The organism is Hyella patelloides LEGE 07179 (assembly GCF_900659865.1).
In the GTDB taxonomy this organism is placed as follows: domain Bacteria; phylum Cyanobacteriota; class Cyanobacteriia; order Cyanobacteriales; family Xenococcaceae; genus Hyella; species Hyella patelloides.
Map to the genome: position 1 here is coordinate 1 of NZ_LR213899.1, position 18,853 is coordinate 18,853.

Sequence of the window (18,853 nt, forward strand, 5' to 3'; positions counted from 1 at the left end):
AAAAATCACGAAGAAATTAAATTTTTCTGCGGAATGTGAGATAAATGATGTCGGGTCCTGGAGTGCAAATCATCACAACCGCAGTAGTGAAGAACAAAACAATATTTGAGAGTGGCATAAAACTAACTTTCTCTTAAAATGAAGTTGTTCAAGAAACAAGAATTTTGAATATTATAGCGAATGGTTAAGTTTTAGCTGTTGGGTACTTTCCGTATAAATCAGATACCAGTATTAATTTGGAAACTATTTAATTTAGTATTTAAAGACTCTATCAATCGGATAAGGGTTCAGAAGTCTGATTGAGGCGCATCCACATAGGTAACTGACGCTCGCCTCCACTTGTTACACGTTCTAGGGCAGCCTCAATTTCTAAGCGGACATCAAACTCACTTTCATCCCCTAGAGCTTTTTGTAGAGCTTCAACTGAGCTTGACTCTGCTACTTCATTAAGAAAACGTGCTGCTCTCCAACGCACAAAGGAGGAACTGTCTTCTAAAGCAAGGCACATAGTAGGTATGGCTTCGACATTACCCAAATCACTTAAGGCATCGCCAGCAGTGCGTCGAACTACTGCAATCGGGTCGTTAAGTACCAATTTACTCAGAGGTTCGATAGCTTCTTGTCTTTCACTAGAACCAAGGAGTGCTGCTGCCCAACGTCTAACGGTGGCTTTGGGATCTTCTAAAGCTTGTACAAGAGCAGGGAAAGTCTGAGGATTTATTTCCAGCTTTTGAATAGCTTTGAGTCTAGTTTTCCAATCACTGCTACCGAGCAAAACAAGTAAATCTTCTGGTTTGGCTTTCTCTTTGATTATTGTTGGTGTTTTGGAACCAGTGATGATTCTCTCGGACAATCGAGCCAATTCCTCTTCATCGATGAGACTAGCGATTTCTTCGACCATCATCTTGGCTACTTCTTCTGGTTGACCAGAACGGGATGGATAAGGTTCCCAGTATCTTTCCTCTACATAGTTAGCTCCTGTAGCATCAATGACCCGTTGTAAAGTTTGCTCGAAACGAGCGGGCAAATTGACTCTAGCTTGTTCAAATGCACCTATAACTTTCACTTGAGTAGGGAGACAACGAAAGAATAATACGGCAACTTCTACTAATCCTAAACTCTTACTAGTTTCTGCCAAAGATGAGGTGGATAAATCTTTCGATCTATTCAGTATTTCTGTATCGGCATTTTCAGCTAGCCCCAGTATCCCTGAAGCTCTGGAGAGAATTGTTTCCCAGTCAGCATTATTGTGACGAGTCAGGGTAATAAAATTAGACGCAAGAAAAACTTCTCGCACTCCTTCAATATCGAGCAACTGAAACACTTTATCAGGGACATTAGAGAGCGTTTTGCCCCGTTGTAGGGACAGAGGTTTTTCCACAATCTGCTCGTCCAGGTTAAGCTTCATGGAGTTGGGATTAGGAGTGGTTTCTAGGTTCGAGAGTTTCATGGCTGTTGTTTTTCTTAAAGTACAACTAAAAACTGACAGATTAGATTTAATTTTTCCTACACTATTAATCACTAATTCGACCAATCGAACTGGGAATATATCCAGCCACGATCTCGATGTTTGACATAGGAATGAACTACTACAATCAACAAGGCGATCTCACTACCTGAAATAGTCAAGTAAGAGCAAAACTACTACTTAAATAGTGAACATTAACTATCTTCTCTGCCACAAAAGAGGTAAAAAAGAACCCCCAATAAAACCCACACCAGCGCAAAAGGCTAGCAAAACTCCAATAGGAAATTGAATAGATTGCCAAACTAAGAATTTGAGGGATACAGTTTGAATATTTTGAATCGAAAAAACTGCGACCGCACTAACCCAACCTGCTACTATTAAAGAGTTAATAAAATTGGCAAAAATCTTCATTGTTATTTATTGCTTGTTAGTGATTGGCTGATATTTACTTGTTTTTTATTCCTCACTCCTTAACTTATTGTACTCCGATGGCTCGACCACCAGAGCCAAATTGAATCGGTAAATCCAGCTTATGAGGTTCCCAACCCACATCGAAACCTTTTGCCCAAGCTTGTTCCCTAGCAGCACGAAACCCAGAAAAACTATTAGGTCTGACAATAAAAGCCAGATAATCTTTTTGGGGGTCTAATTGTGCTAAAGTTGCGTTGAATTGAGATTCAGGAAGGGCAAATTGCTCTTCGGTTTCTCCTGATTTAGTTTTGATCGGATCGTAACGCAAGGAAAAAGTACTGGCATTAGTCATCGTTACGTTGTAGTAATCAGTGGTGGTGCGAAAATTGATTAAACGACTAGCCCGACTATTAACACAAGCATTATGATTATTTAATCCTGTTAAATATTGACCAGAATTAACATCTGAACCTAAATCTGGTCTATTACAATTGGGTAAATTACCAATAACATCTTGAATATCTTTACCTACTTTTTCATCATCTATATAGGTTATTTGATTATCGCGAATTTCAAAAAAGCGAGGAGTTTTTTCGGTTTTAGAAACCAAAGGAGTTTGCACAATAGAATCTGCTTCAACAGCGATTAAAGTAACAAATAAACTAATAAACATTAATACCCCAACAGTGTTAGTTAGAATATCTAAAAAAGAATCTAAATTTTGATCTGGGGTACTAGTTTTGCGCCTTCTACGGTTTCTCATAATAATTGTTAATTATTAGTTACTGTTATTTATTTCTTCTTCAGTTTTCAATGTCCAACCAGCATCTATCGGTTCATAGCCAATATCAATTTCTTCTTTTTCGAGAATGGCACGAACTTGATTAAACACATCAATTGCATTGGGTCTTAGTGCTACAATTAAATATTCACTATCCTTATTGGCTTTAACTTCTGCTATTAATTGTTGTAATGGAGAGTTAGGGTCTTGTAGTTGGTCTATGGGAACAAATTCTTCACTAGGATATAAAACGATTCCTTCAGAGCGACATTCTATATAGCGAGGGCTTTTACTGGCGTTGACTCCACTTTCTTCTTCTTTGGCTACTATCGCTACTTCTTGTTGATTCAAAGCTTGGGTGGTTAGCACAATAATTAATAAGATTAATGTGCCAATAGTACAAGCCAAAATAGATAAAAAAGGGAATAATTCTATTTCAGTATGTTTTCGGGAAATACTGCGTCTACGCATATTAATTGTTCATTATTAATTAGTAAAGTTATTGTCTCCCATTATAGTTATCCTGCTCAACCAAAGTGATTTTACGAGGTTTATTTAAGTTGTTTAAAACTGGTCTAAGCTGACCTAAATTATCTCTTACTTCTTCTAAAACCTGTGCTAGTTTCGCTGTTTTTTCTAAAGAACGTAGGCTTTCATCTAGACTAGCTTGCCACTCTCGAAGATCGCTAATTTTACTAGCACTTTTCCCTAAAGCAATTACTCTATTTTCTAAAATATTAGCAGCCTGTTCTAACTGCTTGGTGATTTGTCTAGCTTGTAAATTCAAACCATCTGCTAAATGATTATTCTTAGCTTTAATTTCTGTCACTAAAGCTTGTATTGTAGCTACAGCTTCTTGATTAGCCTGCTGTTGTTGAGCAAAAAATTCCATAAATTGTTGTCGATCTCGATCTGCTAATTGCCTGACTTCTCCCACTTGAGTAATTACTTGGGAGCTAACATCTTGTACTTTACTAATTTCTGATAAAAAACCTTTTGCTAAAGAACTAGCTGCTTGTTGAGCATAATTATGAGCAGGTTCGACTAATTTTTCTGGATTGGGAAAATGTTCGTTAATAGCACCTTGTACCGCCGTATTAATAGCTTCTGCGCTAAGACTTTGCTTTTTATCTCTCAGGCGAGGTAATAATTTATCGTTAATAAAAATATCAATTCCGAGTAACAAACGAGATTCATAACGCTCTACTAACACCAGAGGAATCATTACTAAAACACTCAAGAAAAGAGCTAACAAAGTAGTATCAAAGGCTACAGCTAAACCACCAGTAACCATTCCAATACCCTCTTTAATTTGCTCAACATCTCCTGCTTCTTGTAAAAAACCAGAAAAACCACTAACTGCACTACTAATACCAACTACAGTTCCGATAAAACCCAATAGAGGAATTGCCCAAACAAGGATGCGAGGTACGGAAAAAGAAGACTCTGAAGCACTTTGATAAAAAGAAGAATCATCAAGAGCAAATTCTGTGGCTGTTTCACGATCGCCAGACTTGATGTAAGCTGCTACAATACGACCACAACGCCTTGCTACTAGACTACCTTCGCTCATTAAGCGTTCTTGTAAGTAGCTAACTTCATCAGAATTAGGTTTCCCTAATGGAATATGCTCTGCGATCCAAATTTTACTCAAAGCATTATATTCTGGTTGTAAAGTTAATAGCTTAAGAGATATTGTCGCAATGACCATTGCTGCTAAAAACATTACTAGGTATTGAGTAAAGCCTCTATCATAGAGTAGAACCCCAATAGCAGACTCTTTAAAAGGATATAGTAGGGTGTAGAAGGCAATTACTAGACCTATACCAATGATACTCACTAGAGGTATACTTACCTCTAACTCTTGGCGTTTAGAACTTTGGGTGCGGGATTTCGATCTAGATTTCGATCTAATTTTTTTCATTGTAGTTATTATAATTTATGGTCATTATTAATAAGCTTTCTGAGCGATCGCTTATGAGGGAGATACTACCGAGTAAGTATACTTACATAAGAGGTATTTCAGAAATCAACCTATTATCAATGAACTATTATCTTTACTTTATATACGTATACAGTTGAATAATAGTGAAGATAACTAATGTATTTGGGCTATTTGTCTAAAGATTGAGTAAAGAACAAAAATTAAGTATTTTTGCGAAACTTAGCATAAAAAGATGATTGTGTAAATTTACTTATAGATTTTATGCTCTCATTTCAAAAATAGCAAAAACACTGAATCATATTGAATATCAATTGTATTGGGCTATTGGGATAAATTAGGAGAACACAATGTTGAAAAAAACTCAGATCGGACAAAAAAACAGAAATTATATGGCGTTTTTGTTCCCTTTTCTGTGTTGTCTTTTAATGCTTTTAACAGGATGCGTTAACTATGACGTAGGGATTAACTTCAATAGCCCCCACAATGGTAATATTGTCCAGCACATTAAAATTGGACAGCAATTAAACAATCTGGATCGCTCTGATGTCAAAAAATGGTTGAATAGTATAGAGTCGCGATCGCGTAAATTACAAGGCAAAGTCAAAAAGCCCAATGCTGAAGAACTAATTGTGACTATTCCTTTTCGTAACGGGAAAGAACTAGCAACTAAATTCAATCAACTATTTCATAGCGAAATTCCTGCTACCTCTGCGGTTTCTACAGCAGAAAATTCCGACTTAACCAAGCTCGATTCTTATATCACCCTGAAACAAAATAATCTGTTACTGTTAGAACGTAATAGCCTAGATTTGGCGATTGATTTGCGAGCATTAAACATTCTCACTCGTCAAGATAAAATAACGATTAACAGCGATCGCTTGATTGACTTGGATTTTCAACTAAATACCCCCTGGTTAGCTTACAGTGCATCAGGAGAAAATAATCTTCAACCCATTCCTAACTCGCCTACCAAAAAATTAATGTGGCATCTGCAACCTGGAGAAATTAATTATATCAAAGCCGTATTTTGGTTGCCAAGTCCTCTAGGAATTGGTGCAGTGGCTATTACTGTCTTGATGATTTTGGGTTTCTACCTTAAATATCAGCGTTTCCCAGGAGTTGCATCCTGAAAGAAAACGCTCAATTTAAGTTGGTTCTTGCGAATCCAAACAAAAACGTGTTATACCTATTTATGCAGCAAAAGAATGTTTCACTGCAACCACGTAAGGACGTATAGCTCAGTTGGTTAGAGTACATCGTTGACATCGATGGGGTCCCCCGTTCGAGTCGGGGTACGTCCATATATATTCAGTATATATTGCGATTTTGTGTTGTGACTTAAACCATAACTTTACCGTTGTGGCAAGCTTATGTTTAAAAGCAACCTTGGTAAACCTATGGTTGGAAAAAAAATTAGCAATCAATTCGTTTAAAGTATTTCTCATCTCTTCACACCACAAGTGTCCAGGTTAAGAAATTAATAAAGATCGTATCTAAACTGGATTTATAGTCGTTCCAATTAATTTCCTTACGTTGTTAAACATTGGTAAAAGGATGAAGGATAAAGGATGCCCTAAAGGATACCGCTTCCGCCTTAGGACTCGCTACGCATCGCGCGACCGAAGGAAGTCCTTTAGGGCATAAAGGATGAAAAGTAGTACTGAGTAACTTGTGGTTTCTATTTGAAATTATTATAGTATCAGACGAAATTTGGTAATATTTTAATTGATCCTCAACAAAAGAAATCAAGATTCTCTTAATTAGCCTGACTCATTAAGTATATTTTCCTAAGACTAAATTCCTAAGACTAAAGTCTCCCCACTCAACCAACAACTACTACAAAAGTGATAAATTTAGGCTTTATTGTGGTCATCAGAGTAAACTTAGAACTTTAATAAAAGAAGACTCTCCCAACTTATTATTTCCATGATTCCCCCTTTAAAATTTCTCCCCAATCCTTTTCGCTTTTTGCTGATTACTGAATGGGTAATGCTTGCCAGTTGCGGTTCTCTGGCTGTGGTGGAAGCTTGGCAGGGTCACATGATCCCTGTCCAACACATATCTATTCTAGTGGCACTAGGTTTGATGGGTTTAATTTTGCCTAACGGAAGTCTCATAATTAAAGTGATTTATACCGCTATTGAAATTGGCTTAATTTTTTATGGGACGGTATTGGGATACCTGCATATTTTGCCTACGCTATATCTAATTGTGGTAATGCGGAGTTGCTTTTTGTTTGAATCCTTGGGTCGATGGATCGTAACTGGTTTAGTCTTTATTTTGTTTTTAGGAGATCAGTTTAAATATATTCAGCGCGCTTTACCAGAAGAACCAGAGGCTCAAATTCATTTTGGAATGCACACAATAGCAGAAACATTGGTATTTGGTCTGGCTATCTTTTTTGTGTTGCAGTTGACCAATAGAATATTAACCGAACGTCAAATGCGACAAAAACTTGCCAATGCTCACGAACAGCTACAGCAGTATGCTCAAAAAGTTGAAGAACTGGCAACCGTGCAAGAACGTAATCGTATTGCTCGCGACATTCATGACTCTTTAGGTCACGCTCTCACCAGTTTAAATATTCAGATGCAAACTGCCGTCAAACTCTGGGAAAGAGAACCCGCACAGGCTCGCACCTTTTTGGCACAGGCTCAACATTTAGGTAAAACAGCAATGCAGGAAGTGCGTAAATCCATTAGTACCTTAAGAGAAGATGCCAAAGACGAAAAACCTCTAGAAACCAAAATCGAGGCTTTGGTGGATGATTTTCGCAAAGGAACTGGATTGTCAATTTGTACCAACATTAGTCGCTGTGGTTCAGTTCCAATACCAGTGGCTAAAACTGTTTATCGTATCGTACAAGAAGCTTTGACCAACATTTTTAAATACGCTCAAGCCACAGAAGTCCAAATTCACCTCAAAACCACTCACAAATGGGTTTATCTAACTGTGGAAGATAATGGTAAAGGGTTCGATTGCAAGCAAAAAAGTGCTGGGTTTGGGCTTCGGGGAATGCAAGAGCGAGTAGTTGCGGTTAATGGTCAATTTCGACTTAAAACCTCACCAGGAAAAGGCTGTCGAATAGAAGTGCAAATTCATAGTCTGAATGAATCTAAGAATGTTCTACAAGAAGTTTGATAAATAGCGATCGCACATTAGCCGAATACTCGCGATCGCTATTGAGCTATTTCACTCTTATTGCGATCGCTATAAAAATTAATTACCTGAGATTTTAAAGAAATCTCAGTCTTTTAAGCTACTTATCTAGCACAATTAGCATAAATAGCTATCTGCGATCGATTGCGTAGATTTAGTCGATTTAGAATATGAGTAACATGAGTTTTGACAGTTCCTTCAGCGATATAAAGTTGTTTGGCAATTTCACGATTAGTACAACCAGTACCAATTAATTGTAGTACTTCTACTTCCCTTGGGGTCAACTCTGTTAGCTCTAGTTCATCTGATTCAGTTTCGGTTATGCTGGAATCTAAAATACCATCGAGCATTTTTTCCATTAGTCCAGGTCCCATCTGGGTATATCCCCGATGTACTAACCGAATTGCCTGGGCTAGCTCTTCGACAGGCATATCCTTAAGCAGATATCCTTTTGCTCCTGCTTTAATGGCATGAGCGATGTAGTCATCTTCATCAAATGTGCTGACAACTAAAACCTTAACATCGGGAAATCTTTGAGCAATAATTCTCGTTGCTTCTCTTCCGTCCATGATAGGCATCCTGATATCCATCAAGACGACATCTGGTTTGAGAATTGCTACCTGTTCAATAGCAGTTTGCCCATTGTTAGCAATTCCTACTACTTCTAAATCTGACTCCAGATTTAACATTGCTTGTAATCCCTGAGAAACTAATTCTTGATCGTCTACCAGTAAAAGGCAAATCATTCAAATTAACTCCAGCTTTTGATATGAATAAAACTTAGACTTTGCTGATTTAAAGCAGAAACTAAAAGTAATACTGTTCGGAGCTTCAGAGCTTCGGAGCTTTTAGTTGATTATCATTCTTTAAGACTATAAAAGTAATCAACATGGTGACAGGATCGGCAAAGGGTATACTAGCATCTCTTACTATCAATTCGCGGTCATACCAAATCCGAATTACATACCCAGTTTATATATGAAACCGTTAACCCACTCCAAGACGTATCATGATACGTCTCTACACTAAATATTGATTGGGGTTTTACTAAACGGATTTGAGATCAGACACAATCCTATTGACACACAATATAATATTTAGCGATAAAATCGTTAAATCCTGTAGAGACGTGTTTATAGGATGTTCTGATAATCATATTTGATATTATACCCTGATTCAGCAACGCCAACTTGATTATTGATAGTTTTTAAATTCAGTAAAATATCATTGCAGAACTTCTGAAAACTCTTGTTTAAATTTTTTTACCTTAGAACACCAATTTTGGTATTTCTGCCAAATTTCTAAGTACAGAAAATAATTAATTAACAGGAAATAGTTAATTTTACAAAAGTAATAAAGTACCAACCTTATTTGAGTAATTGCGATCGCAATCTGCTTTTTTTGTTTAATCAGGCTTTGTGCGTTGTGCTTTGCTAATTTGATTTGAATTCACACACACTTGATATTAGTAATAACCTCAATATTAAATCCTTAGATTACGTTCACGTCACGCAAGAGATCGCGCCTAAAATTTTCAGAGTTTCTTGTTGTGCAGGGGTTAAACCAGTTACTCCAGTAATATTCATATTTTCATAGAGTCTAGGAACTCTAAGGGTTTTCAGACATTCCCCCGTTGCTACATCCCAAAGTTTGGTAGATTGATCTTGAGAACCACTGGCAAGAATTCTCCCATCAGGGCTAAAGGTAACGGAACAGACTTTATTGCTATGTCCGATTAAAGTTTGCAGACATTTTCCTGTTTGGATATCCCATAATTTAACAGTTTGATCGCTACTACCACTGGCTAAGATTTCCTGAGTGGAGTTGCTGGAAAATATAGAAGTAGCAGCAACGGAAAAAACAAATCCTTGATGTCCTTCAAAAACCCTGAGACATTTTCCTGTAGCAATATCCCACAATCTAACTTGATTGTCTGCACTACCACTAATAATAGCCTTATCGTTTGGACTGAAGGCAACGGAATAGACTCCTGGAGAATCTTCAGCAATATAAGTCTGCAAACATTTTTTGCTGTTAAAATCCCATAATTTAATTGCACCATTACTACTTCCACTAACCAGAAATTTCCCGTCTTCACTAACAGTTAAAGACCAGACTTGAGGTTCAGAAATCACAGTATAAATTCCAGTGTTAAGATTCCAAAATCTGATTGTGCCATCCCCTCCACTACTAACTAGGGTTTGACCATCAGGATGAAAAGCGATCGCCCTAATCCAGTCTTCATGACCCACTAAAGCTTGGTTACATTCACCAGTATTGATATCCCATATTCTAATCTGGCGATCTGCACCACCACTAGCGAGAATTTTGTCCCTATTCGAGGATAAACTATTAGGACTAAAAACAACCGACCAAATATGATCTTGATGTCCTGATAAAGTTTGCTGGCACTCTCCTGTTTGAATATCCCATAGTCTCACTTTATAGTCACTGGAAATACTAGCTAAAATCAAATTGGTTTGTTTTTGAGTAAAAGCAACGGGAAATGCCCAATCTGTATGACTTTCGATATTACGGAGACATTGTCCTGTAGTGACATCCCATAGCTTGACGGTGCGATCTAAACTAGCACAAATTACAGTATTTTCATCAGCCCCAAAATCAACTGTGACGATCTGATTTTTGTGTCCGTATAAAGTTTTAAGACACCGATCTGTAGTTATATCCCATATTCTGATGGTGGTATCACCACTCCCGCTAGCAAAGATAAATCTTTTGCCACTATTGCTCAAAGGACTAAAAGCAATGGAATAGACTCCACTACTATGATCGGTATAGGTTTTATGACATTTACCTGTTTTCAGATTCCACAGCTTGATAGTATGGTCGTCACTCCCACTAGCCAGAATCACACCTTCTGACTGATTCAACGGAATCGGACTAAAAGCAACCGAACGTATCCAACCATGATGTCCCGTTAAAGTTTGCAGACATTCCCCTGTCTGGATATTCCATAATTTGACAGTGCGATCGCTACTACCACTAGCCAGAATTGTACCATCGGGACTAAATGCAACCGAACGTACCCAACCATTATGTCCCGTTAAAGTTTGTAGACATTCCCCTGTTTGGATATCCCATAATTGAATACTGCGATCGCTACTGCCACTAGCTAGAATTATACCATTGGGACTAAATGCCACTGTATAAATTTCATTTTTGTGTCCGATAAAAGTTCTTAAACATTCTCCTGTCTGGATATCCCATAATTGAATACTGCGATCGCTACTGCCACTTACTATCATCTGACCATCGGGACTAAAAGCAATGCAACGAACCCAATTATGATGTCCCTCACAAACAGTTAGTAATTTACCTGTATACCTATCCCAAAGACTTACTTTGTTTCCATTATCACAAGTTGCAAATTTATCCCCTTGAGGACTCAAAGCAGCCGATAAAATATTACCTAAAGTTGCGGTAAATATCGACTGAGATAGATCGCAATTAGTAAAATCAGTCTGATGTAAATTTAAACCTTGTAAATTAGCTTGCCAAACTGTTAATCCTGAAAAGTTATAATCAGTTAAATCGATTTTTAATTGACGTAATAAATTAATCGTATTACCAGCAAAATAACCTTTTATTGATTTCGCTTTCCAGGTTGCTAAATTCTTTTTTAAACAATTATTAATATCTTCGGCTGTGCCACAGGTAAACAATAATTCCTCTATCAAGGGTTTTAGAATCAGAAAGCTTTGTGAATCTTTAATGTATTCTTTATTTTGAGCTTGAATGAGAGCATGACTATTGAATAAATTAATTTCTCCTGTAACTATTTCCTCACAAACTCTCTCAATTAATTCACTGATTATATATTCTATGATTACAGGTTGTTGAGTAAATTTATTATTATTAGTTTCAATTAAAGAACGATTTTTTAAATCAGTTAAAGCTTGAATTAAATCGCCTAGGGAAAGATTCGCAACAAAGTTTTCTTGTAATTTAGATAATGAAATTGGCTGACGCTCAATTGCCAACCAATACATAATATTTTGTTCGATCTGGTTGAGACGTTGAAATTGTCGCTCCAAAAGAAGACGAATATCGTCAAAGATAAATAAGCCTTCTTGTAAAACTGCTAAAAAATCTTCAATATTACCAGAGAAAAAATCTTTGATATGAGAAGCAACAATCTTTAAAGCCAAAGGATTACCCCCATATCTTTCTAGCAATATTTGCCAAGTTGTTTCTGAACCACTAAATGAACCTTTAGTCTGGAAAATTTCTTTACCTTCTGCTTGTGACAAACCCTTTAATGGCAAACAACGATTAGGAAAATTTTTTCCTTCTAAAATTTCTAATTCTTTAAGTTTTTCCCTTGAGCTAATTAGTAAACAGCTTTGATGTTTAGTTTCAGCAATTGCTTGAAAAAGCTGACCGTATGCTTCGTAACCTTCTCGATAATGATTATTATTGGGTGTTTGCTTATTTTCTAAAATAGATTCTGCATTGTCTAAAATTAATAAGCATTTATGATTACGCAAATATTCAAGCAATAAATTAATTTTATCTACAGTTTTATCGGGTAGTTTTGTTTCTTTTTTATTACTAACAAATTGAATAATATCTGCTAATATGCTTTTACAAGAAGGTGCATTGCGAAGACTACGCCAAATAACAAAATTAAATTGATACTGAATGCTTTGGGCTATTTTAATCGCTAAAGCAGTTTTGCCAATTCCACCCATTCCTAACAGTAAAATCGAGCGACATCGATCGCTTATAATCCATTTTCTGAGGGTGATTATTTCTTTTTGACGACCAAAAAATACAGAAACATCAATGGCTTCTCCCCAATCTTGATGATTGAGATGAAAATCTTGATGAACGCTGCGATCTGAAATTACGCTTTGCCATTCCAAACCTAAAACTTGACAATAAGCTTGAAAAGCGCGATCGTTAATAGGATGTTTACCCCCCAAAAAACGTTTCCAAGTACCATAGGATATCCCTGAAGCTAACTTGTCCTCTTTTTCTCTAAAAATACCCAAAACTTCACTCGCAGACTCCAGCCAGCGATAATCATTAATATTCCAACCTTTTTCTTTTCTCGCTTGCTTAATGTTCCTCAGTCCTATGGCAGAAGCTATCAGCTTTTTCATTCTTTACGAAGTGTTTAAAACAGAGAACAAGATAACCTTGTTTTGATTTTACACTTCTCGATCCTGAATTTTGTCTCGAAAAAATTCAAAATCGATCTGCGGAATTATTCGATTATTGATTTTCTTGAGAATTTGAGAAATTTTGCGATCGCGTTTGGCTCTAACATACGATCTTGACAAATATTAAAATTTAAAGTGAATAAAACGATTTCATCTTAAGCTGTAGTCAATAGGCATAATTAGTCACAACCTATTTATTGTGAGAAAAACTATCTAAAACAGTATCGATGGTTGCCCTAAAAGTCTCTGCTCGGAGTTTAGCAATAGTAAAACAAGCCAGAAAAGCCAAAGGTTGGACAATTGATGATTATCGCTGGTTAGAAGAAGCCAGTAAAGTTTTGGGTACTTCATGGCAAGAAAAAGGTTATTTTGCTAATGGTATTTCCGAAGGGACTTGGAAGCGTTTCTTATCAGGAAAATACGCAGTTAATGTTGATGCTTTTAAAGCCTTTTGTCAGGTTCTCGGACTCAAATGGCAAGAAATTATCGACCACAAAAATCATCAAGATTGGGGCGAAGAAATAGATGTTTCTGTATTTTTTGGGCGATCGCAAGAAATCAAGATGTTGCAAAAATATATTCTTGAAGATCGATGTCGTCTCGTTACCGTATTAGGTATGGGGGGAATTGGTAAAACTTCTCTGTCTATTAAAGTTACTCAATTAGTTGAAAATAAATTTGAATTTGTTATTTGTCGTAGTCTTCGCAACACCCCATCTGTAGAACAGGTAATAGCCGATTTCATTCAATTTGTAAGCAAGCAAAAGCAAAAAGATTTACCCAATTCTTTAGAGCAAAAAGTGTCTCTTTTACTGCAATACTTAAGCTCGTCCCGTTGTCTTTTGATACTAGATAATGTGGAATCAATTTTACAGAGTGGCAACAATAAATCTCCTAATTTATCAAGAGAATCATATCGGGTAGGCTATGAAAATTATGGCTACTTAATAAGAGCGATCGCAGAAGCCAAACATCAAAGCTGCCTAATCTTAACCTCTCGCGAATCACTCCCCGAATTATCTACTTTAGAAGGAGACAATTTACCAGTTCGCTGTCTCCAACTAACAGGACTATCTCATCTAGAAGGACAAAAACTTTTATCGGCAAAAGGTTCTTTCTCTGGTACAAAAACAGAATGGCAGTCCTTAGTCGCTCGCTATAGTGGCAATCCTTTAGCTTTGAAGATAGTTTCCTCTAGCATTCTAGATTTTTTTAATGGTAGCGTTACGGATTTTATTAAAGTTTTACAACAAGATCCCTTGATTTTCGATGATATTAGCGATCTCTTACAGCAGCAATTTACACGTTTAACTCTATTACAACAACAAATTATGTACTGGTTGGCAATTAATCGCGAGCCAATTTCGATTCAAAATTTACAACAAGACTTGATAATTCCAGTTTCTTCTAGAGTATTATTTCAAGCTTTAATTTCTTTGCAAAAACGCTCTCTGATTGAAAATATTGATAACTTATTTAGTCTACAAACAGTAGTATTAGAATATATTATTTATCAATTAATTGTCAAAATTACCGAAGAAATAGTCAATCAAAATATTGATATTTTAAATAAAATTTCTTTAGTAAAATCTCAAGCTAAAGATTATCTTAGAGAATCTCAAGAAACCCAACTAATTAGACCTATTGTCAATAATTTAAGCAACTTTTTAGGAAGACGTGAAAATATCAAAAAGCAGATAGATGAAATTTTACAATCGCTACATTCTCAATCTCACTCTCAACAAAGAGGCTATTTAAGTGGTAATATTATCAATATTTTGCGTCATCTAAATATAGATTTACAAGGCTATGACTTTTCAGGATTAACAGTTTGGCAAGCTAACTTACAGGGACTAAAATTACATAACGTTAATTTTGCTAATGCAGACTTATCGAAATCAGTTTTTACTGAAACTTTAGGTAATATTTTATCCGCTATCTTTAGCCCTGATGGTAAAACTTTAGCTACTTGTGATACTGATTGTCAGATTCGCCTCTGGGAAGTAGCAACAGGTAAACTTTTAATTATTTGCAAAGGGCATACTAATTGGATACGTTCTATTGCTTTTAGCCCTGATGGTAATGTTCTAGCCAGTGGTGGAGCAGATCGCACGGTCAAATTTTGGCAAGTTAAGGATGGTATTTGTCTCAAAACTTGTCGAGGACATGAAAATGAAATCTTTTCAGTTGCTTTTAGCCCTGACAATAAAACCTTAATTAGTGCTAGTGGAGATCATATTCTGCGTCTTTGGAATATTACCACTGGTAAATGTATTCAGACCCTTGAAGGACATGAAAGTTATGTGCGCTCGGTGGCATTTAGTCCCCTCGGCGATCTTGTTGCTAGTGGTAGTGACGATGGCACTATGAAAATTTGGGATATTACCACTGGTGAATGTATTCAAACCCTCAAAGACCATAAAAATGGGGTTCGTTCAGTAGCGTTTAGCCCTGATGGTCATGTTTTGGCTAGTGGAAGTAGCGATCGCACTGTCAAATTATGGGATGTTTCTACGGGAAAATGTCTTGCTACTTACAAACAGCATACTTCTGGAGTTTCTGCGGTTGCTTTTAGTTCCGATGGCATGACTTTAGCTAGCGGGAGTTGCGATCGCACTGTCAGGCTATGGAATTATCATACAGGCACTTGTATCCGAACTATTTACGGACACACTAATCAAATCTTTTCTCTTGCTTTTAGTCCAGAAGGAAGAAAAATAGTTTGTGTCAGTTTAGATCAAACTGTCAGAATTTGGGACTGTCATAATGGGAAATGTTTAAAAACTTGGCAAGGTAGTACAGATTGGGTATTCCCCGTAGCCTTTAATTCTCAGGGTAATTTAATTGCTAGTGGTAGCAATGACAGTACTGTCAGAATTTGGGACTGGGAAAACAATGTTTGTCTTCAGAGTTTATCTGGTCATAGCGATCTAGTTTGTGCTGTCGCCTTCGCGCCCATTAACTCTAAGGGAATAGTTGCTAGTGCTAGTCGCGATCGCACGATTCGACTCTGGGATGTGACTACAAGTAAATGCTTGCAGATTTTGCAAGGACACGAAGACTGGGTATATGCAGTGGCATTTAGTCCTGATGGTACTATCTTAGCTAGTGGTGGCGCAGATCAAACCGCTAAACTTTGGGACATTAAAACTGGTAATTGTTTCAAAACCTTTTCAGGACATACCAATCAAGTATGGTCAGTAGCTTTTCATCCCGATGGTAAAATTCTGGCTACTAGCAATAGCGATCCTATTATTAGACTATGGGATCTTGAGACAAATAATTTATTAACCAGCTTAACAGGACATAAAAATAGAGTAACATCAGTAGATTTTAGTCCGATCCTCGATCAGGGGAGAAATAAAGGGGGGATTCTCGCCAGTGGTAGCATGGATAACGCGATCGCTATTTGGGATTATCAACAAGGTCAATTAATTAAAACTCTGAAGGGACATGATAATTGGGTGTTTTCTGTAGCCATTAGTCCCGATGGTCAAACTTTAGCTAGTGCTTCCCACGACCAAAGCGTGAGACTATGGGATATTGAGACTGGCAAATGTCTGCATATCTGCCACGGAAATGATTATTTAGCTTCTTCTGTTGCTTTTCATCCTCACGGTCACATTGTTGCTAGTGGTTCGCAAGATCAAACTATAAGATTGTGGGAAGTCGAAACAGGTAAGTGTCTACAAATACTGCAATTAGCCAGATTATATGAGGGCATGAACATCACTGGGGCAAAAGGTTTGACCTCCGCTCAAAAAGCAACTCTTAAAGCTTTAGGGGCTTCATCGGGTGGAGCATTCATTTAACATTGAGCATTAAACAATTTATTTTTACTATTAGTAAATCTCGGAAGGTGACAGAAGAGGGCCAATTCGTAATTAAGCTCAATTTTTTGTAAAGTGTATATTTAGGTAAGGCAGGTTATAAGCAACCTGTTTTAATTATGTGTAATCAAAACCGACTTATAACTTATAACTTAGATGAGCGATTCAACAGAAACTTTATTCGATCGAGCCATAGAGAAATATCAAGCAGGAGAAGCAGCAGAAAACTTAATCCCAACTTTTCAAGAAATTTGTACCAGCACTCCTAAAAACTCCGCAGCTTGGACTTGTCTGGCTTGGTTGTACCTTTTGCAAGAAAAACCCCAACAAGCCCTTAAAGCAGCCCAAAGAAGCATCAAAATCGAGCCTAGGGATCCTCAAAGTCAGCTTAATCTAGCTTTGGCAATGTTAGAAATAGGGCAAAAAGGAGTCCGTAAACATATCGAAATTGTGCAACAAGCAATTGATTTCGATGAAGATATTAAAACTACTCTGAAAGAAAACATCGAAGAAGGTTTACAAAGAAAACCCGATTGGAAAAGCTTGCAAAAAGCTAAGAATTGGTTATTTTAACAGCAATCAATTTACTACGACTTCCCTTGAGAAAATTCCAGCAAAGAAGCTAACAGTTAAGATAATAGCCAATGGCTACGAAAACTATCACTATCGACTTCATCCCCAAAATCAACAACGCCAAATTATGAATTTATCAAAGCAATTACTCATCGGTTTAAAAGCGGATGGCTTTCGTCATCCTCTAGATTTAGAAGCAACTAACACCTTAAAACAACTACCAGGATTAGACGTAGTCATTCGTAGTATTTTAGGTTCTGTAGGGGAACAATTTTTTTATCTCAATAACATCGCCTCTAGTGTATTAGTGAGCGCAAAACAATTACCAGACTTACACAAACTATTGATAGAAGCTTGTCAAATTCTCGATCTCGAACCTCCTCAACTATACGTACAGCAAAACCCCGTACCTAATGCTTATACCTTTGCCATGCGGGGTAAAAAGCCTTTTATTGTATTGCATACATCTTTGATCGAGATGTTAACTCCTGAAGAGATACAAGCAGTAATTGCTCACGAATTGGGTCATCTCAAATGCGAACATGGGGTGTATCTGACAATGGCTAATATCATGGTGCTAGCAACTAATCTGTTACCCACTTGGGGGACGGTGCTAGCACAGTCACTACAAGAGCGTATTTTACAATGGGTACGTTGTGCAGAATTTAGTTGCGATCGCGCAGCTTTGTTAGCTACCCAAGACCCTAAGACTATCATGTCTGTGTTAATGAAGCTAGCGGGTGGTTCTCCTACCTTAGCTCCTCAGTTAAATTTGGATGCTTTTATCGAGCAAGCCAGAGCTTACGATGCTGCTAGTGAAGATAGCTTAGGTGAAACCCTCAGAATGATGCAAAATGCCCAATTAAGTCACCCTGTTCCTGTAATTCGGGCTAGAGAAATTGAACGCTGGGCGAGTTCAGCACAATATCAGAATTTATTACAGCAACATAATAGTAAGTTAGATAATTCTGGAAAATGGCGTAATTGGTAGTTTTGCTGGTGGTTAATGGTTAGTCCCGTCAAGCGGGATAATATGGTTAGAGACCTTCTGTCATACGATAATTTGGCGTTGCTGATTTAGCGAACGAGTGCGCGACGGCGAAGCCGAGTCCTTTAGGGGTCTTGGGCGGGGCTTACAAGTTCTGCCGTGAAACGACAGAATCAGCCCCTTGGGTTTCCCTCAATGAGCAACTCGTTCAAGACAGGTATGAAACCGATAGTAATACTGTTCGGAGCTTCCAAGCTCTAAGCTTTAAGCTTTAAGCCTCTTGAATATTAATGAAAAAGTAAAATTTTGCGCTTTTCATACCACCATGAGGCAAGGCCGATAATTTTTATTCATGTTTTGATTTGATGAAAATAAAGTAGGGTGGCAATACTGTTCGGTTAAGCTAAACAACATGAGTTAATGAAAGTATTCATCATCCAAATGCATGAAACTATTTACTCTAACTCTTATTTCTCGAATACTTGCACTTGCTACGCCTATTAATTTATTCA

12 protein-coding genes and 1 tRNA gene are annotated in these 18,853 nt (G+C 37.2%); 6 read left to right on the forward strand and 7 right to left on the reverse strand.

The features are described 5' to 3' along the window. Positions 1–271: 271 nt before the first annotated feature. The 5 genes from H1P_RS19355 to H1P_RS19375 form a co-directional block, all read right to left on the reverse strand. Complete coding sequence (locus H1P_RS19355; protein WP_144870397.1) at positions 272–1,450, reverse strand: virulence factor; 1,179 nt, start codon at positions 1,448–1,450, stop codon at positions 272–274. A 216-nt stretch (positions 1,451–1,666) separates the two neighbouring features. Further along, the gene (locus H1P_RS19360) at positions 1,667–1,879 is read right to left on the reverse strand and encodes a LapA family protein (protein WP_144870399.1); all 213 of its coding nucleotides are present in this window, start codon (positions 1,877–1,879) and stop codon (positions 1,667–1,669) included. A gap of 64 nt (positions 1,880–1,943) precedes the next feature. Next, complete coding sequence (locus H1P_RS19365; RefSeq protein WP_144870401.1) at positions 1,944–2,642, reverse strand: hypothetical protein; 699 nt, start codon at positions 2,640–2,642, stop codon at positions 1,944–1,946. A gap of 15 nt (positions 2,643–2,657) precedes the next feature. After that, on the reverse strand, positions 2,658–3,131 hold the full coding sequence (locus H1P_RS19370) for a hypothetical protein (RefSeq protein ID WP_144870403.1): 474 nt from the start codon (positions 3,129–3,131) through the stop codon (positions 2,658–2,660). A gap of 28 nt (positions 3,132–3,159) precedes the next feature. Then, positions 3,160–4,584, reverse strand: coding sequence for a MotA/TolQ/ExbB proton channel family protein (locus H1P_RS19375; RefSeq protein WP_144870405.1), 1,425 nt, complete (start codon positions 4,582–4,584; stop codon positions 3,160–3,162). A gap of 368 nt (positions 4,585–4,952) precedes the next feature. Here H1P_RS19375 and H1P_RS19380 point away from each other — a divergent pair, with 368 nt between their 5' ends. The 3 genes from H1P_RS19380 to H1P_RS19390 all read left to right on the forward strand — a co-directional run bounded on the left by H1P_RS19380 (position 4,953) and on the right by H1P_RS19390 (position 7,746). Then, positions 4,953–5,735: a DUF3153 domain-containing protein gene (locus tag H1P_RS19380; protein WP_144870407.1), complete on the forward strand. Its 783-nt coding sequence runs from the start codon at positions 4,953–4,955 to the stop codon at positions 5,733–5,735. 97 nt (positions 5,736–5,832) lie between these two features. Next, positions 5,833–5,906: transfer RNA gene (locus H1P_RS19385), tRNA-Val, on the forward strand. Between the two features lie 625 nt (positions 5,907–6,531). After that, positions 6,532–7,746 carry a sensor histidine kinase gene (locus H1P_RS19390; RefSeq protein ID WP_144870409.1) on the forward strand — a complete coding sequence of 405 codons (1,215 nt, stop codon included), beginning with the start codon at positions 6,532–6,534 and terminating at the stop codon, positions 7,744–7,746. A 122-nt stretch (positions 7,747–7,868) separates the two neighbouring features. On the opposite strand, the gene H1P_RS19395 is transcribed toward H1P_RS19390, so the two are convergent. Next, complete coding sequence (locus H1P_RS19395) at positions 7,869–8,510, reverse strand: response regulator (protein ID WP_144870411.1); 642 nt, start codon at positions 8,508–8,510, stop codon at positions 7,869–7,871. A gap of 756 nt (positions 8,511–9,266) precedes the next feature. Next, the gene (locus tag H1P_RS19400; RefSeq protein WP_144870413.1) at positions 9,267–12,890 is read right to left on the reverse strand and encodes a WD40 domain-containing protein; all 3,624 of its coding nucleotides are present in this window, start codon (positions 12,888–12,890) and stop codon (positions 9,267–9,269) included. A 287-nt stretch (positions 12,891–13,177) separates the two neighbouring features. On the opposite strand from H1P_RS19400, the gene H1P_RS19405 reads away from it, so the two are divergent. The 3 genes from H1P_RS19405 to H1P_RS19415 all read left to right on the forward strand — a co-directional run bounded on the left by H1P_RS19405 (position 13,178) and on the right by H1P_RS19415 (position 18,344). Continuing rightward, on the forward strand, positions 13,178–16,762 hold the full coding sequence (locus tag H1P_RS19405) for a WD40 domain-containing protein (protein ID WP_144870415.1): 3,585 nt from the start codon (positions 13,178–13,180) through the stop codon (positions 16,760–16,762). Positions 16,763–16,936: 174 nt separating this feature from the next. Then, positions 16,937–17,353 (forward strand): tetratricopeptide repeat protein, encoded by a 417-nt coding sequence (locus tag H1P_RS19410; RefSeq protein ID WP_144870417.1) that lies wholly within the window; start codon positions 16,937–16,939, stop codon positions 17,351–17,353. 127 nt (positions 17,354–17,480) lie between these two features. Next, a complete protein-coding gene (locus H1P_RS19415) occupies positions 17,481–18,344 on the forward strand; it encodes a M48 family metallopeptidase (RefSeq protein WP_144870419.1) in 864 nt (287 codons plus the stop codon). Positions 18,345–18,853 lie beyond the last annotated feature (509 nt).

What these genes read in the sequence shown, in the direction of transcription:
- H1P_RS19365 (WP_144870401.1), bottom strand. Translation starts at nt 2,642, where the DNA reads ATGAGAAACCGTAGAAGGCGCAAAACTAGTACCCCAGATCAAAATTTA.
- H1P_RS19395 (WP_144870411.1), bottom strand. Translation starts at nt 8,510, where the DNA reads ATGATTTGCCTTTTACTGGTAGACGATCAAGAATTAGTTTCTCAGGGA.
- H1P_RS19415 (WP_144870419.1), top strand. Translation starts at nt 17,481, where the DNA reads ATGAATTTATCAAAGCAATTACTCATCGGTTTAAAAGCGGATGGCTTT.
- H1P_RS19375 (WP_144870405.1), bottom strand. Translation starts at nt 4,584, where the DNA reads ATGAAAAAAATTAGATCGAAATCTAGATCGAAATCCCGCACCCAAAGT.
- H1P_RS19370 (WP_144870403.1), bottom strand. Translation starts at nt 3,131, where the DNA reads ATGCGTAGACGCAGTATTTCCCGAAAACATACTGAAATAGAATTATTC.
- H1P_RS19360 (WP_144870399.1), bottom strand. Translation starts at nt 1,879, where the DNA reads ATGAAGATTTTTGCCAATTTTATTAACTCTTTAATAGTAGCAGGTTGG.
- H1P_RS19355 (WP_144870397.1), bottom strand. Translation starts at nt 1,450, where the DNA reads ATGAAACTCTCGAACCTAGAAACCACTCCTAATCCCAACTCCATGAAG.
- H1P_RS19380 (WP_144870407.1), top strand. Translation starts at nt 4,953, where the DNA reads ATGTTGAAAAAAACTCAGATCGGACAAAAAAACAGAAATTATATGGCG.
- H1P_RS19405 (WP_144870415.1), top strand. Translation starts at nt 13,178, where the DNA reads ATGGTTGCCCTAAAAGTCTCTGCTCGGAGTTTAGCAATAGTAAAACAA.
- H1P_RS19410 (WP_144870417.1), top strand. Translation starts at nt 16,937, where the DNA reads ATGAGCGATTCAACAGAAACTTTATTCGATCGAGCCATAGAGAAATAT.
- H1P_RS19400 (WP_144870413.1), bottom strand. Translation starts at nt 12,890, where the DNA reads ATGAAAAAGCTGATAGCTTCTGCCATAGGACTGAGGAACATTAAGCAA.
- H1P_RS19390 (WP_144870409.1), top strand. Translation starts at nt 6,532, where the DNA reads ATGATTCCCCCTTTAAAATTTCTCCCCAATCCTTTTCGCTTTTTGCTG.